The sequence below is a fragment of the Pectobacterium brasiliense genome, assembly GCF_013449685.1.
Classification (GTDB): domain Bacteria; phylum Pseudomonadota; class Gammaproteobacteria; order Enterobacterales; family Enterobacteriaceae; genus Pectobacterium; species Pectobacterium brasiliense_A.
This window is the reverse complement of record NZ_JACDSF010000036.1, coordinates 13,525-31,609: the sequence shown is the minus strand read 5'-3', so window position 1 is coordinate 31,609 and position 18,085 is coordinate 13,525. Positions and strand designations below refer to the sequence as shown.

19 protein-coding genes and 1 other RNA gene are annotated in these 18,085 nt (G+C 48.1%); 14 read left to right on the top strand and 6 right to left on the bottom strand.

The features are described from left to right. Positions 1-180 precede the first annotated feature (180 nt). The 4 genes from abiEi (at position 181) to H0248_RS14875 (ending at position 2,901) form a co-directional block, all read left to right on the top strand. The gene (gene abiEi / locus H0248_RS14890) at positions 181-726 is read left to right on the top strand and encodes a type IV toxin-antitoxin system AbiEi family antitoxin (protein ID WP_180786494.1); all 546 of its coding nucleotides are present in this window, start codon (positions 181-183) and stop codon (positions 724-726) included. After that, positions 710-1,627, top strand: coding sequence for a nucleotidyl transferase AbiEii/AbiGii toxin family protein (locus tag H0248_RS14885; RefSeq protein WP_110163747.1), 918 nt, complete (start codon positions 710-712; stop codon positions 1,625-1,627). The genes abiEi and H0248_RS14885 overlap by 17 nt, the downstream gene beginning before the upstream one ends. A 205-nt stretch (positions 1,628-1,832) precedes the next feature. Then, positions 1,833-2,324, top strand: coding sequence for a YhfG family protein (locus H0248_RS14880; RefSeq protein ID WP_180786493.1), 492 nt, complete (start codon positions 1,833-1,835; stop codon positions 2,322-2,324). Then, complete coding sequence (locus H0248_RS14875) at positions 2,317-2,901, top strand: putative adenosine monophosphate-protein transferase Fic (protein ID WP_180786492.1); 585 nt, start codon at positions 2,317-2,319, stop codon at positions 2,899-2,901. The genes H0248_RS14880 and H0248_RS14875 overlap by 8 nt, the downstream gene beginning before the upstream one ends. A 402-nt stretch (positions 2,902-3,303) precedes the next feature. Here H0248_RS14875 and ssrA read toward each other — a convergent pair. Together ssrA and smpB are read right to left on the bottom strand one after the other, a co-directional pair. Further along, positions 3,304-3,666, bottom strand: a transfer-messenger RNA (tmRNA) gene (gene ssrA, locus H0248_RS14870). A gap of 50 nt (positions 3,667-3,716) precedes the next feature. Next, positions 3,717-4,199, bottom strand: a complete 483-nt coding sequence (smpB, locus tag H0248_RS14865; protein WP_039281975.1) for an SsrA-binding protein SmpB — start codon at positions 4,197-4,199, stop codon at positions 3,717-3,719. 155 nt (positions 4,200-4,354) lie between these two features. On the opposite strand from smpB, the gene H0248_RS14860 reads away from it, so the two are divergent. Continuing rightward, the gene (locus tag H0248_RS14860) at positions 4,355-4,801 is read left to right on the top strand and encodes a type II toxin-antitoxin system RatA family toxin (RefSeq protein ID WP_052902447.1); all 447 of its coding nucleotides are present in this window, start codon (positions 4,355-4,357) and stop codon (positions 4,799-4,801) included. Further along, positions 4,791-5,072 (top strand): RnfH family protein, encoded by a 282-nt coding sequence (locus H0248_RS14855; RefSeq protein ID WP_010282431.1) that lies wholly within the window; start codon positions 4,791-4,793, stop codon positions 5,070-5,072. Before H0248_RS14860 ends, H0248_RS14855 begins: the two co-directional genes overlap by 11 nt. A 237-nt stretch (positions 5,073-5,309) precedes the next feature. Here the strand turns inward: H0248_RS14855 and bamE are convergent, their stop codons facing one another. From bamE to nadK, 3 genes are all read right to left on the bottom strand, one after another. Next, complete coding sequence (gene bamE, locus H0248_RS14850; protein ID WP_010282437.1) at positions 5,310-5,645, bottom strand: outer membrane protein assembly factor BamE; 336 nt, start codon at positions 5,643-5,645, stop codon at positions 5,310-5,312. 153 nt (positions 5,646-5,798) lie between these two features. Continuing rightward, positions 5,799-7,460, bottom strand: coding sequence for a DNA repair protein RecN (gene recN, locus H0248_RS14845; RefSeq protein WP_180786491.1), 1,662 nt, complete (start codon positions 7,458-7,460; stop codon positions 5,799-5,801). 81 nt (positions 7,461-7,541) lie between these two features. Beyond that, positions 7,542-8,420 carry an NAD(+) kinase gene (gene nadK / locus H0248_RS14840; RefSeq protein WP_010282445.1) on the bottom strand — a complete coding sequence of 293 codons (879 nt, stop codon included), beginning with the start codon at positions 8,418-8,420 and terminating at the stop codon, positions 7,542-7,544. Between the two features lie 149 nt (positions 8,421-8,569). Here nadK and grpE point away from each other — a divergent pair, with 149 nt between their 5' ends. Next, the gene (gene grpE, locus H0248_RS14835; protein ID WP_039274982.1) at positions 8,570-9,157 is read left to right on the top strand and encodes a nucleotide exchange factor GrpE; all 588 of its coding nucleotides are present in this window, start codon (positions 8,570-8,572) and stop codon (positions 9,155-9,157) included. 258 nt (positions 9,158-9,415) lie between these two features. Beyond that, positions 9,416-10,654, top strand: a complete 1,239-nt coding sequence (locus H0248_RS14830; RefSeq protein ID WP_180776088.1) for an Nramp family divalent metal transporter — start codon at positions 9,416-9,418, stop codon at positions 10,652-10,654. A 66-nt stretch (positions 10,655-10,720) separates the two neighbouring features. Here the strand turns inward: H0248_RS14830 and H0248_RS14825 are convergent, their stop codons facing one another. Continuing rightward, positions 10,721-10,924, bottom strand: a complete 204-nt coding sequence (locus tag H0248_RS14825) for a 2-hydroxymuconate tautomerase family protein (RefSeq protein ID WP_010282462.1) — start codon at positions 10,922-10,924, stop codon at positions 10,721-10,723. A 256-nt stretch (positions 10,925-11,180) separates the two neighbouring features. Between H0248_RS14825 and nudK the strand changes: the two genes are divergently transcribed. The 6 genes from nudK to H0248_RS14795 all read left to right on the top strand — a co-directional run bounded on the left by nudK (position 11,181) and on the right by H0248_RS14795 (position 18,026). Next, a complete protein-coding gene (gene nudK, locus H0248_RS14820; protein WP_180786490.1) occupies positions 11,181-11,762 on the top strand; it encodes a GDP-mannose pyrophosphatase NudK in 582 nt (193 codons plus the stop codon). 382 nt (positions 11,763-12,144) lie between these two features. Then, positions 12,145-13,410 carry an ABC transporter substrate-binding protein gene (locus tag H0248_RS14815; protein WP_180786489.1) on the top strand — a complete coding sequence of 422 codons (1,266 nt, stop codon included), beginning with the start codon at positions 12,145-12,147 and terminating at the stop codon, positions 13,408-13,410. A 63-nt stretch (positions 13,411-13,473) separates the two neighbouring features. Beyond that, complete coding sequence (locus H0248_RS14810) at positions 13,474-14,355, top strand: carbohydrate ABC transporter permease (protein WP_039274971.1); 882 nt, start codon at positions 13,474-13,476, stop codon at positions 14,353-14,355. Between the two features lies 1 nt (position 14,356). Beyond that, complete coding sequence (locus H0248_RS14805; protein WP_180786488.1) at positions 14,357-15,169, top strand: carbohydrate ABC transporter permease; 813 nt, start codon at positions 14,357-14,359, stop codon at positions 15,167-15,169. A gap of 36 nt (positions 15,170-15,205) precedes the next feature. Continuing rightward, on the top strand, positions 15,206-16,291 hold the full coding sequence (locus tag H0248_RS14800; RefSeq protein ID WP_180786487.1) for an ABC transporter ATP-binding protein: 1,086 nt from the start codon (positions 15,206-15,208) through the stop codon (positions 16,289-16,291). 211 nt (positions 16,292-16,502) lie between these two features. Further along, positions 16,503-18,026 carry a glycosyl hydrolase 53 family protein gene (locus H0248_RS14795; protein WP_180786486.1) on the top strand — a complete coding sequence of 508 codons (1,524 nt, stop codon included), beginning with the start codon at positions 16,503-16,505 and terminating at the stop codon, positions 18,024-18,026. Positions 18,027-18,085: the final 59 nt, after the last annotated feature.

Sequence of the window (18,085 nt, the reverse complement as noted above, 5' to 3'; positions counted from 1 at the left end):
CCGTAGATGGCGGGTCAAGATCACTCATGATGATCCACCTTTTCGCCATCTCTGCTTATGTTATTTTGATAAGTACACGTGAATGTCACTTTATGGTGGTATTGGTGTGCACTTGACGGATGGTTTCTATTCAAGTATACGTGAATAACACAATTATGTGGTTTTCATGTGGACTTATGAATGGACAGGATCACTGCTATTGAGCGTTTAAATGCTTTCGATAAGCAAGGGCGTTATGTCTTCACCTCCCGCGATTTAGCCAAGATTTTCCATGAAGATACGCCCAGAGCGTTTAATGCCGGGTTAAATCGTTTAGTAAAAGATGGCATTCTTACCCGTGCGATTCGCGGTGTGTACGTTTATAACCATGCCAAAAGCAAAGATGCCTATACGCTTGAGCGCATCGTGTTAGTTCTACGCCGTGGTGAATATAACTATCTTAGCCTCGAATCCGCCTTGTCTGAATATGGCGTGATTTCTCAAATACCGATTGACCGGATCACGGTGATGACCACCGGACGTTCCGAAGAACATAAAACGCCTTTTGGGGTGATTGAATTTACCCATACCAAGCGGCCACCAGAGCAGATTTTGCAGGATACCTATTTTGGCAATTCCCCGTTACGGCAAGCAACGAAGAAAACTGCCGTGAGGGATTTACGCCGCGTTGGGCGCAATACCCACCTGATTGACGAATCGGAGCTACATCATGAATCAGAAAGTTAACTTTGCCGAATTGGTCAGCAAAGCGGTGGAATCATCCGAGCTTGAAGGTTTGCGCAATGTGGTGGAGAAGGAGCTTTTGCACTACGACATCCTCTATTGTTTGGATAATGCAGGCTTGCTGGAGCAGCTTACTTTTCAGGGCGGAACATCGCTGAGGCTTTGCCATGGCGCAAACCGCTTCAGTGAAGATTTGGATTTTGCCGGCGGTGTTGCGTTTTCTGGCGCAGACCTGAAGAACATGAAAGCCTGTATTGAAGATTATCTGGGGAATCGGTACGGCCTTGAGGTCAACGTGAAAGAGCCACATGAACTGCGGAATGAACCCGGTTATGAGGAAGTTCGCATCGACAAATGGCAGGTATCCGTGACCACTGCACCGGAAAAACGCGATATGCCAAGGCAACGGATCAAGATTGAGATCGCCAACATACCGGCTTATACCCGAACGCCGATGACGTTAAAACGTAACTATGAGGTTTTACCCGATGGTTATTCCGATACGTTGGTCATGTGTGAAACGCTGAATGAAGTGATGTGCGACAAACTGGTTTCTCTTGTCGCCACTACCAAATATATCCGCTATCGTGACGTGTGGGACTTGCCGTGGCTGATCCAGCAAAACGCGACTTATGATATCGATCTGATTCGTAAGAAAATACAGGATTACCACATCCCTAATTATGATGAACTACTGGCACAGCGCATACAGAGCATCGATCAGGTTGTGGGGGATGGTCGCTTTAGCGCTGAAATGCGGCGATTCCTGCCACAAACAGTATTTGATAGAACATTAGGGCGTGAGGCTTTTAGCCAATATTTAAGCAGCGAATTAAAAGCACTCTTAAGTGCGTTACAGCAAGCGTTAAAAGGAGAGGGCGGGAAAGTGCCGTTCGTCATGTAAGTGTCAGTAGCCAAAATAAAAAGATTTTTCAAAAAACTGTTCACTCTCTTCACCTTTCATTTTTTATCTTTATTTTTAGCGAGTTAAGTGGTTAACAGTGAGTGAACAGGTGACGAGCCACTCATCACCCATGCAGGTAAGATACTGCCAGCTGCAATTATGGTACTCTTTATCGCATATATATGCGGATTAAAGGTGAAAGCACATGCGCTATGAAATGGCGGTACTCGCGGCTCTGGTACAAGAGGATTCCCCTAATACGCACTCTATCGTAGCCGCTACAGGTATCTCTGAAAGAAAAGTACAGGACGTGTTAAACACGCTCCAGTTAACGATGGATATCAGCATATCACGCGAGAAAAATGGCAAACGGCAAGCCTTGTCTATCTCGTCATGGGGCGTGTTTGGTGACGGAGAAAGATTGATCGAGAAACTGAAAAATATCGATCTGTTGATATTCAAACAACATCGTAAAGTCACCACAAAAGCGTCGCCAAACAAAACGCGATCCTCGCGCATGGTGACGCTGGAAGAAAAGCGTGATTACTACAATCAGGTGAAACTCAAAAACTATCGGGACAGTATGCGTCTTGAAGGATTCAGCGTTGAGGATACGCCACTTCCAAGCGAAAAGCAGGACAGAGAGGCGCTGAGAAAAAATCTGATAGCCATGTATAAGGCGAGTGGTTATGTCTGATAAATACGGCTCAGGGCAAGATCCTTATATCTACCCTGATAGCGATGTTCTAATAAATAAGCTCGGCATTAACGATGACAGTCAATTCGACGATGCGGAGCGTCAGTTATCCGAACTGGCCGTTCTCGATATTGAATTTGAGGAGCCGCCTTACGATTTACATTATTGGTGTGGGCTGCATGGGAAAATATTCGGCGATTTATTCGATTGGGCAGGAGAAATACGGCGTATCGATATTTCTAAAGGTCAAACACGTTTTTGCACCGCATCCCGTATCGAAATTGAAGCTAATAAAATTTTTACGCAGCTATCCAATGATGATTTTTTACAAGGCCTTGAACGCCCAGCGCTAATAACTCAGTCAGCAGAATATTATTCAGATTTGAATGTGATTCATCCGTTTCGGGAAGGTAATGGACGTTCTCAGCGTTTATTGTTCGAGCATATGATTATCAATTGTGGCTATGGTATCTCTTTCGAGAATATCGGCGTTCAGGAATGGTTAGCGGCTAATGTGGCGGGATACCACGGCAATACTCGCCCATTAGCCGATATTTTTGAGAAAAGTATTCTCTGACATCCCAATAAAAAGATTTTGCACAAAACTTTTCACCCTCTTCATCTTGGATTTTTGTTATTACTAATCAATGTATTAATGGGTAATGAGTCGTTGAATAGGTAATGAGTGACTCATCACCGATTGCGGTTTTTTGACGCAAAAAACCGGCCGGAGCCGGGTTTGTCGTTGTTGGCGTCTACCTCGCTATCTTGCGCTGGGGTAGCCAGTCGGTGTTGGATTCGTCTTTCAGCTCAAGATTAGCCAGTATGCTCAGTTTGCGTATACCTAAACGTATACCAAGAGTCACCGGGTTCAGGCGAATATCGTCGGACTATTACAGACATAAAAAAGCCGCTGAACCTTGCGGTTAGCGACTTTTTTACGTTTCCGGCTTTATCTGGTAATAACCGGAATCTAAATTGGTGGAGCTGGGGGGATTTGAACCCCCGTCCGGAACCACTCTACCGTCGGTACTACATGCTTAGTCTATCTTTACATTCGCTTGCCAGCTGCGAATAGACACGCCACTAACAAACTAGCCTGATTAGATTTAGTGCTTCAACCCCAGGCAAGGCATCCACACGATCTCTTTTGGGTTTGACCTCTCTTGATCCCCGTCCTAAGAGCGGAGGCTAGGGAGAGAGGGCTAAAAGCAGGTTATTAAGCTGCTAAAGCGTAGTTTTCGTCGTTTGCGACTATTTTTTTGCGGCTTTTTACGAGGCAAACCGCCCCTCGGCATGCACCTTGGGCTTTGCAAATCCCGTCGAATCCAGAATCAGCCCCCAAGAAACTGTTGCCAGTATATCAGAACTTACCGTTGTTAAGCCAGTGGCTTAACGATTGGCGTTCTTCATGATACGGGCTTTGTCTAACTTCCATTCACGTTCTTTGATGTCATCACGCTTGTCGTGATCTTTTTTACCTTTTGCCACGCCGATTTTGACTTTGCTCCAGGCATTTTTCCAATACATGGATAGCGCGACGACCGTGTAGCCATCGCGACTGACGCGGCCAAACAGCGAATCCAGCTCGCGCTTGTTGAGCAGGAGTTTGCGCGTGCGTGTGGGATCGCACACAACGTGTGATGAAGCCACATTCAGTGGCGTGATCGTTGCGCCAAACAGGTAAGCTTCACCGTTCATGAAGGTGACATAGCTGTCGCTGAGGTTTGCTTTGCCTGCGCGCAGTGATTTGACTTCCCATCCTTGCAGCGCAAGGCCGGCCTCAAATTCTTCCTCAATGAAGTATTCGTGACGGGCGCGCTTGTTCTGCGCAATGGTGGCGGAACCGGGTTTGTATGCTTTTTTCTTTGTCATAGTACCGTCATTATACTGGATGTCATTGGGAATGAAATCCCCGCCGTGCGTCCGTGTCGTGGTTAATGATATCGTGCGATAAGCTTCGCAGAATTTTTGTCTGTCGGGCTATCAGTGCTATTATTTTGCGCGTTTTATGAATCACGGAAAATAGTATGCCAAAGATAAGTCGTTCCGCACTGGTGCCGTTCAGCGCTGAACAGATGTACAAGCTGGTGAATGATGTCGCTTCCTACTCCGCGTTTTTACCGGGCTGTACGGGGAGCCGCGTGCTCTCCTCCTCAGAAGAGGAGATGACCGCCGCAGTGGACGTTTCCAAAGCCGGTATCAGCAAGACCTTTACCACCCGTAATACGCTGACGCACAACCAGAATATCAATATGCAACTGGTCGATGGCCCATTCCGTCAGTTGGGTGGCGACTGGCATTTTACGCCGCTGAGCGCTGATGCCTGTAAAGTCGAGCTGCATCTGGAATTTGAATTCACCAATGCCTTGATTGAACTCGCTTTTGGCAAAGTATTCAAGGAGCTGGCAGGAAATATGGTGCAGGCTTTCACGCAGCGAGCAAAAGAGGTCTACAGTGTCCGCAATGCAGGTTGATGTGGTCTACGCGCTGCCGGAACGCCAGTATCTACGCACGGTGAAGCTGGAAGAGGGCAGTACGGTTGAGCAGGCGATTGTGGCATCGGGACTGCTGGAATTGCGCCATGATATCGATTTGCAGGTGAATAAAGTGGGTATTTACAGCCGTGCAGCGAAACTGGCCGATGTGGTGCAGGAAGGTGATCGTGTGGAAATTTATCGTCCGCTGATTGCCGATCCGAAAGAGCTACGTCGTCAGCGTGCAGAGCGTGCTAAGAGCAAATCCTGAACGATGTCGTTGAACGGCATATGACGTTTTCCTGAGTGCCCTTATCGAAATGCCCTTATAAAAAAACACAGGCAAACCTGAAGTGTTCAGATTTGCCTGCTGTTATACCCGTCATACATCAAGCTGCGTGTGCGCTGGCTTCCTTCACGTACTCCGCCCATGTGGGCTTCGTCTTAACGCGCCGCCTCTGGCTGCCAGAACCGTTCATCCTGATTCAGCCGAACGGCATTGAAAGCATTAATCCAGCGCGGGCTTGTTGTTGATGTTGGTTAACACGCCACTGCCGCTGAAGGTCAGCGTCAGCGTCTGCTGTTTTACCGATTCATGGCCAGGCTGCTGGCGGAAGATGTAAAACCAGGTATCGCTGCCAAACGGATCCTGCATCATAGGTGTACCCAGCGTATAAGCGACCTGTTGTTTGGTCATGCCGGTGTGAATTTTCGCAACGTCAGCCGGTGCCAGATAGTTTCCCTGATTGATGTCCGGCCGATAGACCACCTTTTCCAGTGTGGAACAACCGGCAGTCAGCATAACAACCACCGCGGCGACGACAGTCAGCGTTTTACAGCGCATAGTGATTACATTCCTTAAGGGCATAGGTTGCCGATGATAATAGACCTTGCAGGACTTGGAAACCTGCAAGGCGATTGTATGACCTCAGGAAGGTAAAAAAGTTGAGCTTTTTTACCGGTGATGCACCTTTCTCGCCCTTGTCGGTTGTGAATTTTAGGCTGCCAGCAGTTCTTTGGCATTTGCCAACGTATTTTTGGTGACGGCGCTACCGCCGAGGAGACGAGCCAGTTCTTGTAGCCGTGCACGTTTATCTAAGTGTTGCATCAGCGTTTCCGTTTCTGCACCGTCCGTTTGTTTACTCACGAAGAAGTGCTGATGACCGCAGCCCGCGACCTGTGGCAGGTGCGTTACGCACATCACCTGTGTGGATTCGCCGAGCTGGCGCAGCATTCTGCCGACGATGGCGGCGGTTGGCCCGCTAATACCTACATCGACTTCATCGAAGATCATCGCTGGCGTGTCCATTTTCTGCGCGGTGATCACCTGAATAATCAACGCGATACGTGATAGCTCACCGCCCGAGGCTACTTTTGCCAACGTCTGATGCGGCTGGCCTGGGTTCGTGGTCACGCGGAATTCGATACTGTCGGCACCGGTGGCCGTCAGATTGTCTGGCGTAAATTTCACATCAATGGTGAAGTGGCCGTGTGGCATTGCCAGTTCACGCATATTGGTGGTGATGAGCTGTGCCAGTTCGCTGGCGTGGTGCTGACGGCGCACGTGCAGCTGTTCTGCAAGGTGCAATGCCTGCTGATGGTATTCGCCGACGGAAGCGCTCAGCGCGTCGTGGTCGCTTTCCTGCTGCTCCAACTGTTGCTGTTCTTCCAATAGCTGCTGATGGAATGCTGGGAGCGCCTCTGGAGCAACATGGTGTTTGCGTGCCAGCGCGAGTTGGCGCGACAGGCGCTGTTCCAGTTCATACAGACGAATTGGATCGAGGTCCATTTGTTCACTGTAGTGGCGCAATTCATCGCTGGCTTCGCTAAGTTGAATGCCGGCTTCTTCGAGCATGGACAGCACGCCGGACAGTTTGTCATCCATGCTGATGAGTTCGCCAAGCTGATGTTTTACGCTGTGCAGCATACTGATGATGTTCTGCTCGTCGTCTTCGCTCAGCAGTTGCATGGCTTGTTGGCTCATCGTCAGTAGCTGACCGCTATTCGCCAGACGCTTATATTCAACGTCAATCTGCTCATATTCTCCGGGCTGCGGGGAGAATTCATTCAGCTCTTTTAATTGGTACTGCAGCAGTTCTCGGCGAGCTTCGCGCTCAATGGCCGCCTGTTGCAACTGTGCCAGCGCGCGGCAACTTTGGTGCCACTGATGCCAAACCTGCTGCATAGCAACCAGCAGCTTTGGTTCATCGGCATAGGCATCCAGCAGGTGTTTTTGATGATCGGGGCGCAGCAGTAGCTGATGAGCATGCTGACCATGTACCTGAATCAGATGCTGGCCGAGTTCACGCAGTTGAGACAGCGGCACGGCGGTGCCGTTAATAAAGCCGCGTGAACGACCATCGGCGCTAATAACACGGCGTAGCAGGCACTCGTTGCTGTCATCCAACTGGTTTTCTTCCAGCCACTGACGTGCCGTCGGGGTATCCGCCAGCGCAAAGCGGGCGCAAATGTCGGCGCGGGCAGCGCCTGGCCTGACCATGCTGGCGTCAGAACGATTTCCCAGACATAAACCGAGGGCATCAATCGCAATGGATTTCCCCGCACCGGTTTCTCCGGTGATTACGCTCATTCCTGACTGAAAATCGATTTCTAATTCGCGCACGATGGCGAAGTTACTGATAGTGAGTTGCGCCAGCATGATAAACCCCTGTATGTAATCACATGTGACTACATACAGTATAAACTGGTTTTATATACAGTAAAGTAGCTGAGTAAAATTTTAGAATAATTTTTTTGACCAGCCGAGTTTTGAGCTTAGTGTATTGAAATAGCTGTAATTTTTTGGGTGAATCAGATTCAGGTAATGTTCGCTGCGGCGAATGAGGACTTCTTCGCCTTCCTGTACCGGTAACGCAATCTGGCTGTCGCAACTGATTTCCAGGTCATTGGTAATGCAGGAAAATTTCAGCCGAATAGTGCTGCTGCTGTTGATGACCAGCGGGCGGGCAGACAGCGTGTGTGGGAACATGGGCACCAGCGCAATCGCATCCAGCGATGGCGTCAGAATCGGGCCGCCAGCGGAAAGGGAATAGGCGGTGGAGCCGGTAGGCGTGGCGATAATCAGTCCGTCTGAACGCTGGGAGAAGGCGAATTTGTCATCAATATAGACTTCAAATTCAATCATATGTGCGACTTTCCCAGGGTGCAGCACCACTTCGTTAATGGCGGTACTAATACTGTCCTGCTGGTTTGCGCGGCAAACGTGCGCTTCTAACATGAAACGCTGTTCGCTCAAATAATGGCCGTCGAGAACGTCAGAAAGCTGCTGCTGCGCCTGATCAGGGTCGAGATCGGTCAGAAAACCGAGGTTGCCACGGTTCACACCGATCACCTTGATGTCATAGCGCGACAGCACGCGTGCTGCGCCGAGCATGTTGCCATCACCGCCAACGACCACCGCCAAATCCGCCTGCTGGCCGATGTCGGCAAGGCTTGCTGTCGGTGCGTCTTTTAGATTCAACTCACGGGCGATCTGCTGCTCGATCAGAACCGAGTAACCTTTGTCGGTGAGCCAGTGATAAAGCATCTCATGCGTTGCCAGCGCCGTTGGGTGGCGCGGATGGCCGACAATGCCAATACAATTAAACGGCCTGTTCATTGTAAGCGGTGTGTTCATTGCTGTTTTTGTCCTCAGCGTGGTGTATCGGCAGCGGCGGGAACCAATATATGACGGGTTCCCTTGAATCCCCAGTTTTGATCCCCATAATAAGCAACTAGCGAGATTAATGCTAAACCGCGGAGAATTTCATGAGTAGTAAAGAACAGAAAACGCCTGACGAGCAAGTCCTGGATCAAAAGGAAGCAGCAAAAGGGCAGCAAGCGGATGCCGCGCCAGAGACGGCAGACGTAGCTGACCCGCGTGATGCGCGCATCGCAGAACTGGAAACCCAGTTGAGCGAATTGCAACAGCGTGAACGTGACAATATGCTTCGCGTCCGTGCTGAAGCCGATAACATTCGCCGCCGTGCGGAAATGGATGTTGAGAAAGCGCACAAATTTGCGGTAGAGAAATTTGCCAGCGAAATGCTGCCAGTTATCGATAACCTGGAACGCGCACTGGATACGGCGGATAAATCCAACGAATCACTGGCTGCGATGATTGAAGGTGTTGAACTGACGCTGAAATCGTTGCTGGATGCTGTACGCAAGTTTGGCATCGAAGTTGTGGGTGATGTGGGCGTACCGTTTAACCCAGAAGTGCATCAGGCAATGACGATGTTACCTTCGGCCGATCACCAGCCGAACCATGTCATGATGGTCATGCAAAAAGGCTATACGCTAAATGGTCGTTTGCTACGTCCGGCGATGGTCGCGGTATCAAAAGCACAAGACTGATTCTGTCTGCTTTTACGCACCATCGGCTTTTTACGTACCATAGTGACAGCGTATCTTCATTCCAAACCCCGTGCCCTGCATGGGGTTTTTTGTTTATATTTTGTTAAGATTTGTTTGATAAAAAAGATGTTTTTTAGGTTTTGAATGACTCATCATCATTAACTATCAAAAGAATTGGTATTACCACTCTAAATGCACTTGATAATCATTATCGTTTTTGTGAGAGTAATAAAACACCAGTGTTAGAAGGGTCATACTATGCCGGGTAGCCGTGCTATTGAATCAACAAGCCGCACATCAAGGAAGGTCAAACTGTCTTTGATGGGCCCGGCGTTTATCGCGGCGATTGGTTATATCGATCCGGGTAACTTTGCCACTAATATCCAGTCTGGCGCGGCCTATGGCTATACGCTGCTGTGGGTGGTGGTGTGGGCGAACCTGATGGCGATGCTGATCCAACTGCTGTCCGCCAAATTGGGGATCGCAACGGGTAAGAATCTGGCGGAGCATATCCGCGATCGCTTTCCGCGTCCGGCTGTTTGGGCGTATTGGGTGCAGGCCGAAATTATTGCGATGGCGACCGATCTGGCCGAATTTATCGGTGCGGCGATTGGTTTCAAACTGCTCTTGGGCGTGTCGCTGCTGGAAGGCGCGATCCTCACCGCCATTGCAACCTTCCTGATTTTAATGCTGCAACAGCGCGGGCAGAAGCCGCTGGAGATGGTCATCGGCGGCCTGCTGCTGTTTGTTGCCGCGGCGTATATTGTCGAATTGGTCTTCTCGCAGCCTGAGCTGTCCGCGTTAGCCAAAGGGATGGCGATCCCTAGTCTGCCAACCTCCGATGCCGTGCTGCTGGCCGCCGGCGTGTTGGGGGCGACCATTATGCCGCATGTGATTTACCTTCACTCCTCTCTGACACAACATGAAGGTAGCCATACTCGTGCCGAGCGTTATTCGGCAACGAAAGTCGATGTCGCGATTGCGATGACCATCGCTGGATTCGTCAATCTGGCCATGATGGCGACGGCAGCGGCGGCGTTCCACTTCAGTGGTAATCAGGATATTGCCGATCTGGATAAAGCCTACCTCACGCTGGAGCCGCTGCTGGGTAAAGCCGCTGCGGTCATTTTCGGTCTGAGTTTGGTGGCTGCTGGCCTGTCCTCTACCGTCGTTGGCACGCTGGCGGGCCAAGTGGTGATGCAGGGATTCGTGCGCTTTCATATCCCACTTTGGGTGCGCCGCACCGTGACGATGTTGCCGTCGTTTATCGTGATTCTGTCCGGTATGGATCCGACGCGCGTGCTGGTATTGAGTCAGGTGGTGCTGAGCTTCGGGATTGCGCTGGCGCTGGTTCCCTTGCTGTCCTTCACGGGTAACCGTGAACTAATGGGATCGATGGTTAACGGCAAATGGGTACAGCGCATCGGGCAACTTATTGTCGTACTGGTCGTTTCACTGAACATGTATCTGCTGATTGATACGATGTTGGGGATATAAAACGGGTGCCACCGATTATTACGTCAGAATAGCGTGGCACCTTTCCACGCTTTATCACTAGCCTTATTACTTACTGGCCTTCCTCAACTCCGTCACCGGCACGCCGCCGATTCCCCAGTTGTCCGTTTCGACCTCATCAATCACCACCACGGTGGTTTTGGGGTTTTTGTTTAGCACATCGACCAGCAGTTGGGTCACGCCCTCAATCAATTGACGTTTTTGTTCAGCAGTGACGCCTTCATTGGTGATTTTGATGTTGACGTATGGCATGGATTCTCCGGGATTATGGTTGTGGCCGACGGTAGGGAAAACAGAGCCCTGCCGCGATGAAAAGTGCTGCTGCACTACACAGGATCGCTGATACACAACGCCTATATCAAGCCCAACTTCGCGGGGTTGGGCTCTTTTACCGTAGCTGCGGATACCTTCTTATCCGTTTATGCCGCTGCTAAAAGTGGATATGATGAATTCGCGTTGTTTATATAAACGAACCGTCCTTTCAGTCATCGAGCATCGAGGTGTTTGCATGTCGTCTCCCATTGATATCGTCGAAAAGAAGCTGCTATCCGATAATTGGTATATTCTGAACAAATATACATTTGATTTAAAAAAAAATAATGGCGGCGTCGTTCGCCAGGTTCGTGAGGTTTATGATCGTGGTGATGGCGCGACGATTCTGCTGTACAACCGGGCGAAAGGCACGGTGATTCTGACACGACAATTCCGTATTCCTACCTACGTCAACGGCAACGAAAGCGGCATGCTGCTGGAAACCTGCGCGGGTTTGCTGGACGACCATTCGCCCGAAGAATGTATCCGTAACGAAGCCATCGAAGAAACGGGCTATGCGATCGGCAACGTGGAAAAGCTGTTCTATGCCTACATGTCGCCAGGCAGCGTGACGGAGCGTGTGTACTTTTTCGCTGCTGAATACGATGAATCGCAGAGGGATAATCTGGGCGGTGGTGTGGAAGATGAAGATATCGAGGTGCTGGAACTGCCGTTCAGCGAAGCCGTCGCGATGATGAACGATGGCCGGATTAAAGACGGCAAGACCATCATGCTGCTACAGCACGCGATCATCCGCGGCTGGTTTGACAAGGCATAGACATGTTTTGCGGCACGCGGGTATCCCCAGGTGCCGCTTGATTTTTTGTGGTAACGCTTTCATTTTTGCGTAATTCCATGGTGAAGGTGTGATTATGGTTAATATGCGCTGATTAACCTTTTTATACTGTCATTTTTTGTTTTATTTTCAATAATATGCGGTTAATTTTGTTGTTATCTTCATCATTTTTATAGGCTGGTATGGGCTTTACAGGAGGAAAATTTTCCTAAATTTTTTGTATTTAGATCGAATATTTAGTCATTTTTCTCCCTGTTGTGTGACCCGTATCACCGGATGAAAGAATGTAAGCGGTGTAACTCGTTGCTTCATTATGCAGTAACTCATATTCTCTCTTTACAAAAAGTAAAGAAGGACTGCTCTGATGAAGATCAAGAATAAAGTATCTACCCTATTTGCAGTTTCATTCCTCACGCTGGGCTTATCGAGTCACAGCCTGGCTGCTGAAGTCACCGTGTGGGCCTGGGATCCTAACTTCAATGTCGCAGCAATGCATGAGGCATCGTCGATATATAAAAAAGCCGATCCGAGTTTTAGTCTGAAAGTGATCGACTCAGGTAAAGAAGATATTGAGCAGAAATTAAATACCATGTTGGCTTCAGGGGTTAAAAACTCGCTTCCTGATATTGTGCTGATTGAGGATTATAATGCTCAGAAATATCTTCAGGCTTATCCTGATTCCTTTACCCCATTACAGGATGTTATCGATTATAGCCAGTTTGCACCTTATAAAACGAAGGTGATGACGGTAGGGGATAAGGTATACGGTGTTCCTTTTGATTCCGGCGTGGCGGGAATGTTCTATCGACTCGATTATCTGGAGGCTGCCGGATATAAAGAGAGTGATATGGTGAATATTACCTGGGATAAATATATTGAAATCGGTAAGCAGGTAAAAGCGAAAACCGGTGTTGATATGCTGACCTACGATATGAATGATGTAGTTCTCCCTCATATTATGATGCAGTCCGGTGGAGAATGGTTCTTCGATAATCAAGGACAACTCAATCTCACCAAAAATAATGCACTGAAAGAAACGTTAAAAACAATTAAAGCGATTAATGACGCGAAAATTGCACGTCCTATCTCAGGCTGGTCGAGTTTTGTCGGGAGCTTTAATGCCGGAAAATCGGCGAGTGTGGTTTCTGGCGTATGGGTGATTGGCTCCATTAAAAGTGCTGAAGATCAGAAAGGAAAATGGCGTGTCGCGCCGATCCCACGGCTGAACCTCGACAAAGCGGTACATGCTTCCAATCAGGGGGGATCGAGCTGGTATGTCTTAAACGGTGGCAAGAATACTAAACAGGCGATTGAATTTTTGCAGAAAACCTTTGCAGCAGATAGCAACATGTATCAAACCCTTTTGGTTGATCGCGGTGCGCTCGCCACCTTCCTTCCCGCCACTTCCGGCCCTGCTTACGCGGTACACGATCCGTTCTTTGGCGGGCAGCCCGTGTTCGCTGATTTCTCTAAATGGGTGACTGAAATTCCACAGGTTTCCTACGGAATGTATACCCAGGAAGTTGATAACGCCATTGCTGCTGAAATACCTGCATTACTGAAAGGCGATTCTGTTGATGACGTTTTAAAACGCGCCGAAACGGCATTAAAAAATCAGATTATGCAGTAGCGAGTGTGAGCTTGAGGGCGGCAAGCCCTCAAGTATTTCTCTCCAGAAATCGATGGTGTAATAATGATGTATAAACCTAAAATGAATAGGCTTTATAACATCAACGGCTGGGCTTTTGTCGCTACCGCCGTTGGGTTAATTGCCTTAATGACGATATACCCTATTTTCAAATCACTGTGGCTTTCTTTTCAGTCTGGCCGTGGTGTGGTGACACAATTTGTTGGCCTGGGAAATATCATTCGTTTATTCAGTGATCCTATGTTCAAAACGGCACTTTGGAATACGTTAACGTTTCTGGTAATCCAAGTCCCCATTATGATTCTATTATCACTGGCTATTTCTTCTTGTTTGAACTCGTCTCAGCTTAAATATCGCCAGTGGTTTAGAATAGCGATCTTTTTACCTTGTGTGACCTCACTGGTGGCCTACTCCATTCTTTTCAAGAGTATGTTTGAACTGGATGGCGTGATTAATTCATTCTTGCTGTTTATTCATGTCATTGACGATCCGATTCCGTGGTTATCCGATCCTTTCTGGGCGAAAGTGACCATCATTATTGCCATTACGTGGCGTTGGACGGGATATAACATGATATTTTATCTTTCCGCTATGCAGAATATTGATAAATCGATTTATGAGGCCGCCCGAGTTGATGGCGTCAGCCCAATTAAGCAGTTTTTCTTCATCACCATACCTTTATTGAAACCGGTTATTCTTTTTACCAGTGTGACATCAACCATTGGCACATTACAGCTGTTTGATGAAGTCATGAATATCACGAATGGTGGGCCGGCAAATGCGACGCTGACGTTATCGCTTTATATTTATAATTTGTCATTCAAATTTGTACCGAACTTTGGCTATGCGGCAACGGTTTCATACGTGATTGTTGTTTTTTCAGCAATACTTGCGCTGATTCAGTTTAAAGCAGCACGGAAGGGATAATATGAGAAAAAGTAAAATTAACAGCATGTTGATGCATATTTTTCTTGTGCTGATGAGCATTTTCTCGCTTTTCCCATTCTATTGGATGGTAGTATCGAGCACAAATAGCACCAGCCAAATCAACATGGGTAAATTCACGTTTGGCGATCAGTTTTTGGTCAACTTTACCAATCTGACGAGCCAGGTGGATCTGGCATTAGTGTTTTGGAATACCTCAAAGATTGCATTGATTAGTACGGTGTCAACGCTGGTGGTGTGCTCTATCGCGGGTTATGCCTTTGAGATTTATTCCAGCAAGAATCGTGAGCGTGTCTATGTCGCACTATTAACGACGATGATGATCCCGTTTGCGGCATTAATGATCCCGCTTTTCACCATGTTTGGTAAGGCTGGCTTACTGGATACGCACTTTGCTGTGATCATGCCGACGGTGGCTGGCGCGTTTATTATTTTTTACTTTAGGCAATGTACGAAAACGTTTCCGAGAGAGTTGATCGATGCTGCGCGCGTGGAAAGCGTCGCGGAGTGGAAAATTTTCCTGTATGTCTACGTACCGATTATGCGAGCCAGCTATTCCGCTGCGTTTATCATTGTTTTTATGACGTCGTGGAATGCCTTTCTCTGGCCGCTTATTGTCCTCCAGTCTAATGAATTAAAGACGATTAATCTGGTGTTATCCAGCTTTGCTTCTGCCTATTCTCCAGACTTCGGGCTTATTATGGTGGGAACAGTCATCTCTACTCTTCCTAGCTTACTTATCTTCTTCGCCATGCAAAAGCAATTTATCGCCAGCATGACGGGCGCAGTGAAGTAATACGCGCGCAATGGCAAATTAAGTTTGAGGTTCAACATGGCTGATATTTTATTAAAAAATATAGTGAAGCGTTACGATAAGACGGAAACCATCCATCGTATTAATCTTGAGATTAATTCAGGCGAATTTGTGGTCTTCGTCGGCCCGTCGGGGTGTGGTAAATCGACGTTGCTGAGAATGATCGCAGGATTGGAAGATATCACGGATGGCGAAATTCATATTGATAACCGTTTAGTTAACCATTGCGATCCCGCAGAGCGGGGGATTGCGATGGTGTTCCAGTCTTACGCGCTGTACCCACATATGACGGTGGCTGAAAATATGGGATTTGGGTTGAGAATGAACGGGCACCCCAAAGCTGAAGTCGAAAAAATGGTGCGCAAGGCCGCGATGACGCTCCAGCTAGAAGCACTGTTAGACCGCACACCGAAACAGCTGTCTGGCGGTCAGCGTCAGCGTGTTGCGATTGGGCGTGCCATTGTGCGCGATCCTAAAGTGTTCTTATTCGATGAGCCCTTATCGAATCTCGATGCCGAATTACGCGTGGAAATGCGTTTACAGATTGCCCGGCTTCATCAGGAAATGCGTAACACCATGGTTTATGTGACGCACGATCAAGTGGAAGCGATGACGCTGGCGGATAAAATTGTGGTGTTAAACAAGGGATATATTGAGCAGGTTGGGACACCGATGGCGCTCTACCATAAGCCAGAAAATCTTTTTGTCGCTGGTTTTATCGGTTCGCCGAATATGAACTTTCTACCTGGCGAAGTGCTACAGGTTGAAGGGAGCAACGTGAGTATCTTGATCAATAAGCTCAATACGCTTTCCGTTAATCTTGCTAACCACGGATTGTGCGCCGATCAGAAAATTACCGTGGGTATTCGCCCTGAACACCTGAGTATTGACCCGAACGGTGGGGAAGTCAGCTTGTCGATCACGAGTGAGGTCACGGAAAGGTTGGGTAATGCGACCTATATTTTTGGTGCGTATTCTGGCGTTAATAATTTCAAAGTTCATTTGTCGGGTGATAATAGTATTGTGCCTTACTCAACGATTCCGCTGACGTGCCGTAGTGAACATCTGCACTTTTTTGATGAAAATGGAAAACGGATTAATTAAAAATAAAATGTCTGTCATGACGAAGGTAACGCCATAGAAAACGTCATGTTGAATAAGTGGAAAATTTAGAAAAATAGCTAAGCAGCCATTAATGGCTGCTTGGTTTATTCTGTGAAATTTATTTTTATCAGTACCCCCCTCTATTCTTAATCTGTACCTGGGTATTTATGTAATAAATACCATTTAAGCGTGTTACCTCAAGGAGAAATGAATGAAAAAGCATAATTATTCAGGAATCATCTCTATATTGTTAATGCTGTTTATAGGGTTCATGTCAGCCAATCTGGCGAAAGCGGCGCAGCCGTTTGCTTATGGCGCGGATATTGGCTGGGTAAAACAATTAGAAGATCGAGGGATAAGCTGGCGTGATGATGCAGGAACGCCGCGCGATGTATTACAGATATTGCGCGATCACGGCATAAACGCTGTGCGGCTGCGTATTTTCGTTAATCCCGACCCCAGCGCGCTATGGCATAAAGATAATACGACCTGGACGATGCTTGGCTATACGGATAAAACCCGCGTGGTGGATGCCGCGCAGCGCGCCAAAGCGATGGGAATGCGCGTCATGGTGGATTTCCACTACAGTGATGTTTTCGCTGATCCGGGTCATCAAATAAAACCAGCAGCATGGGCGAACTACAATCTGAGTCAATTAACGACGGCCGTTTATAACCATACACATGAGGTGATGACTGCGTTGGTATCCGCAGGCGTGACGCCGGAATGGGTGCAGGTCGGCAACGAAATGAACCCGGGCATTTTACTCCCGGAAGGCAGTACCAGTCGGTTTGCCAATCTAACGCAGCTACTGAATGCGGGCTATGATGCGGTTAAAGCGGTCAGCCCTTCCTCTAAGGTGATCAGCCATCTGGCGCATGGGAATAATAATTCCAACTCTCGCTGGTTTTTTGACAATTTCCTCACCACGCACGGCGGGAAAACCGATGTGATTGGTTTTTCGTTCTATCCCTACTGGGAAGGTAAAAATTATTGGGAGCTCACTGGCGCTCTGGCGAGCAATCTCAATGATATGGCGAGCCGATATGGTAAGGAAGTCATGGTCGTTGAAGTCGGCGGTTTGGAAACCAACCCGACAGACAGTTACTGGACGATCAGGGATACGATTAATCTGGTTAAAGCCGTGCCGGGAAATAAAGGAATTGGGGTTTTTTATTGGGAACCAGCGGGTAATGCAAAGGTGTTACCGGATGGCTACGCGTTAGGCGCGACGACGCAAGTTTCAACCAATGTATTGCAATTTACCCGAGCGCTTGACGCGTTTGCCGAATCACAAATCAATTTCATCAACGGAACCCGCTATAAGATCGCTAATCGACATAGTGGTAAATTGCTTAATGTTGTGAGCGGTTCGCGCGAAGACGGCGCATGGGTTGAACAATACAGTGATGGCAACTGGGACAGCCAGCGTTTTTATTTTAATGCGATTGGCAATGGTTATTTCAATCTGGTGAATGTGAATAGCGGAAAGTACATTGATGTTAATTTCAGTGCCAATGAGGATGGTGCGCAAATTCTCCAAATGTATAACACCGGCCATTTTAGCCAGCAATGGCTGATTTTAGATGCTGGCGATGGCTATTATAAAATCATGAATAGGAACAGTGGGAAGCTTTTGGATGTTAACAGCCGTTCAACAGAGAATGGTGCCTCCGGTATTCAATGGCATGATAATGGGGGATGGAATCAGCTGTGGACAATCACCGCTAATTGATGCTCTCTGGCCGCGTAGTTTGCTTACGTGGCCGGTATATTTTTAAGGATAGGAAAGAT